General features: G+C 68.2%; 3 protein-coding genes. 1 reads left to right on the top strand and 2 read right to left on the bottom strand.

Going from position 1 to position 3,246, the window contains the following annotated elements; all coding sequences use genetic code 11:
- The coding region (locus VFF46_RS36745; RefSeq protein WP_325041881.1) for a ribonuclease J at nucleotides 1–1,499 on the bottom strand (1,499 nt) is incomplete at its 3' end.
- Nucleotides 1,496–2,410, bottom strand: a complete 915-nt coding sequence (gene dapA, locus VFF46_RS36740; protein ID WP_325041880.1) for a 4-hydroxy-tetrahydrodipicolinate synthase — start codon at nucleotides 2,408–2,410, stop codon at nucleotides 1,496–1,498. The genes dapA and VFF46_RS36745, both read right to left, overlap by 4 nt.
- Before the next feature lie 218 nt (nucleotides 2,411–2,628).
- On the opposite strand from dapA, the gene VFF46_RS36735 reads away from it, so the two are divergent.
- A complete protein-coding gene (locus VFF46_RS36735; RefSeq protein WP_325041879.1) occupies nucleotides 2,629–3,141 on the top strand; it encodes a hypothetical protein in 513 nt (170 codons plus the stop codon).
- Nucleotides 3,142–3,246 lie beyond the last annotated feature (105 nt).

Raw genomic sequence — 3,246 nt, 5'->3', positions numbered from 1 at the left:
GCCTGGATCTCCGGCCCGGCGGTCAGCTTGCCGGTGACGGAGTCCATCACCGCGATCACCGAGATGAAGCCCTCGTCGCCGAGGATCCGGCGGTCCTTCAGCGAGGTCTCGGTGATGTCGCCGACGGTCGACCCGTCCACGAACACGTACCCGCACTCGACCTTGCCGGCCACCACGGCCTTCTTGTCGATCAGGTCCACCACCACGCCGTCCTCGACCACGACCACGTTCTCCCGCGGTACGCCGGTCTGGATCGCGAGGTCCGCGTTCGCGTGCAGGTGCCGGACCTCGCCGTGCACCGGCATCACGTTGCGCGGCTTCACGATGTTGTAGCAGTACAGCAGCTCACCCGCACTCGCGTGCCCGGACACGTGCACCAGCGCGTTGCCCTTGTGGATCACGTTCGCGCCGTGCCGGATCAGGCCGTTGATCACCCGGTACACCGAGTTCTCGTTGCCGGGGATCAGCGACGACGCCAGTACGACGGTGTCGCCGGGCTGCAGGTGGACGACGTTGTGGTCGTTCGCGGCGATCCGGGACAGCGCCGACATCGGCTCGCCCTGCGAACCGGTCGACACCAGCACCACCTGCTCCGGCGGGTAGTCGTCCAGCTCGCGCATGTCGATCAGCGTGTCGCCGGGCACGTTCAGGAAGCCGAGGTCGCGGGCGACGCCCATGTTCCGGACCATCGAGCGGCCGACGTACGCGACCTTGCGCTTGTGCTTCACCGCGGCATCCATCACCTGCTGGACGCGGTGTACGTGGGAGGCGAAACAGGCGACGATGATGCGCTGGTTCTTCGCCTTCGTGAAGACCCGGTCCAGCACCGGCGCGATGTCGCGCTCGTGGGTGGTGAAGCCGGGCACCTCGGAGTTCGTGGAGTCGACCATGAACAGGTCGACACCCTCCTCGCCGAGCCGCGCGAACGCGCGCAGGTCGGTGATCCGGTTGTCCAGCGGCAACTGGTCCATCTTGAAGTCGCCGGTGTGCAGTACGACGCCGGCCGGGGTCTTGATCGCGACCGCGAGCGCGTCCGGGATCGAGTGGTTCACCGCAACGAACTCGCAGACGAACGGGCCGATCTGGAGCTTCTCGCCCTCGACCACGGTCTGCTGCGGCACGTTGCGGTGCCGGTGCTCCTTCAGCTTGCCCTCGAGCAGCGCGAGCGTGAGCTGCGACCCGACCACCGGGATGTCGCCCCGCTCACGCAGCAGGTAGGGCAACCCGCCGATGTGGTCCTCGTGGCCGTGCGTCAGCACCACCGCGACGATGTCGTCCAGCCGGTCCCGGATCGGCTCGAAGTCCGGCAGGATCAGGTCCACGCCGGGCTGGTTCTCGTCCGGGAAGAGTACGCCGCAGTCCACGATCAGCAGCTTGCCGTCGTACTCGAACACGGTCATATTGCGGCCGACCTCGCCGAGGCCGCCGAGCGGGGTGACCCGCAAAGCGCCCGGAGCGAGAGGTCCGGGCGCGTCGAGATCTGGATGGGGATGGCTCATGCAATCAGTCCTGCCGTCTTGAGGTCAGTGGTGAGCCACGCCAGCTGCTCGGCCGTCGCCTCGACCAGCGGCGACCGCAGCGTCGCGTGCTCGATGACGCCGGCCAGCTGGAGCGCGGCCTTCACCATGATGGCGCCCTGGGTCCTGGTCATGATCGTCTCGACGGCGGGCACCAGCCGTCGATCAATCTCCTGTGCGGTGGCGAGGTCGCCGGCCACCACGGCGTCGATCAGCTGCCGGTACTCCCGGCTCGCGACATGGGCTACCACGCTCGCGATCCCGGCCGCGCCGATCGCCAAGGAGGCGAGATTCAGCTCGTCGGCACCGCAGTAGTAGAACAGATCGGTGTTCGCCAGCACCTTGGTGGTCCCGGCCAGGTCGCCCTTGGCGTCCTTCACCGCGACGATCCGCGGGTGCGCGGCGAGGTCGATCAGCGTCTCGGTCCTGATCTCCACCCCGGCGCGGGCCGGGATGTCGTACAGCATGTTCGGCAGGCCGGTGGCGTCGGCGACCGCGGTGAAGTGCGCGCGCAGCCCGGCCTGCGGAGGCTTGTTGTAGTACGGCGTCACGACCAGCAGACCGTCGGCGCCCGCGGCCTCGGCCTGCTTGGCGCACTCGACGGTGTGGGCGGTGTCGTTGGTACCGACCCCGGCGACGATCTTCGCCCGGGCTCCGACGGCCTCGCGGACCGCGCGGATGATCTGCACCTTCTCCTGGTCCGACGTGGTCGGAGCCTCGCCGGTGGTCCCGTTCAGCACCAGGGCGTCGTTGCCGGCGTCGACGAGGTACGTCGCGACCTTCTGGGTGGCGGTGAGGTCGAGAGAGCCGTCGGGCCGGAACGGCGTGATCATCGCGGTCGTCAGACGGCCGAAGGGCAGCGCCTGCGAGGGCGTGGTTACTGGCGAGGACATGAGCCTCAGATTACCGCTCCCGACCCCTGAAGAAATGGGTAGGCCTGGTGGCTGTCCGCTCGGGGGTCCGGGCAGCCACCAGGCTCACTCGTCCTATCGGGGCCGCCCCGGTAGTCGTTACAGCTTCCGGCGAAAAAGTCCGGAAAAACTTCTGCGAATACTCTCCGTGGTTTTACCATTGCTATCCGTAGTGATTTCGATGCTTTAGTCTCTTGCGCGTGTCGACACCTTCTGCCGCCCCCGCCTCCCCCGCCGCCCGCCAGAGCCTGACCATGGTGTGCGCGACGCTGGCCGGCGCGATCCCGATGCTGACGCTGGTCCTGTGGTTCGTCCTCGGCACCGACGGGATCGGGGACTTCCCGAAGAGCTGGCATCCGTTGGTGGTGCTGGCCGCCGCGGCCGGCGCGTACGCGATCTGCGAGCTGGCTGGGTTCCGTACGCCGCCACTCGAGTACTCGAGCCGTCCGGCTGCCGACGTACAGGCAGAGTCGTGGCGGCGGTTCACGGCGTCGACGTTCGTACGGTTCGCGGTCTGCGAGGGCGTGTTCTTCATCTCGATCGCGCTCGCGTTCGTCGCGGAGAGCTACTGGGTGGTGCTGATCGGCGCGGCGCTCGCGCTGCCGCTGTTCTTCCTGGAGGCATGGCCGGGCGATCGGAATCAGCGCAGGTTCGCCGCGGCGCTCGAGTCCGGCGGCGTGCCGTCGTACCTGACCGGTCGTCTTCAGGACTGACCGGCGAGCCAGACCGTCGTGGCGTCGAACAGGCGCTGCACGATCTGGAGGGCGCCCGGGAGTAGCAGTACGCCGCCGATCGTGAGGACCGGGACGATCACCGCG

This window comes from Kribbella sp. (assembly GCF_035655035.1).
Lineage (GTDB): Bacteria > Actinomycetota > Actinomycetes > Propionibacteriales > Kribbellaceae > Kribbella.
This window is presented reverse-complemented; position numbering and strand designations above follow the sequence as displayed.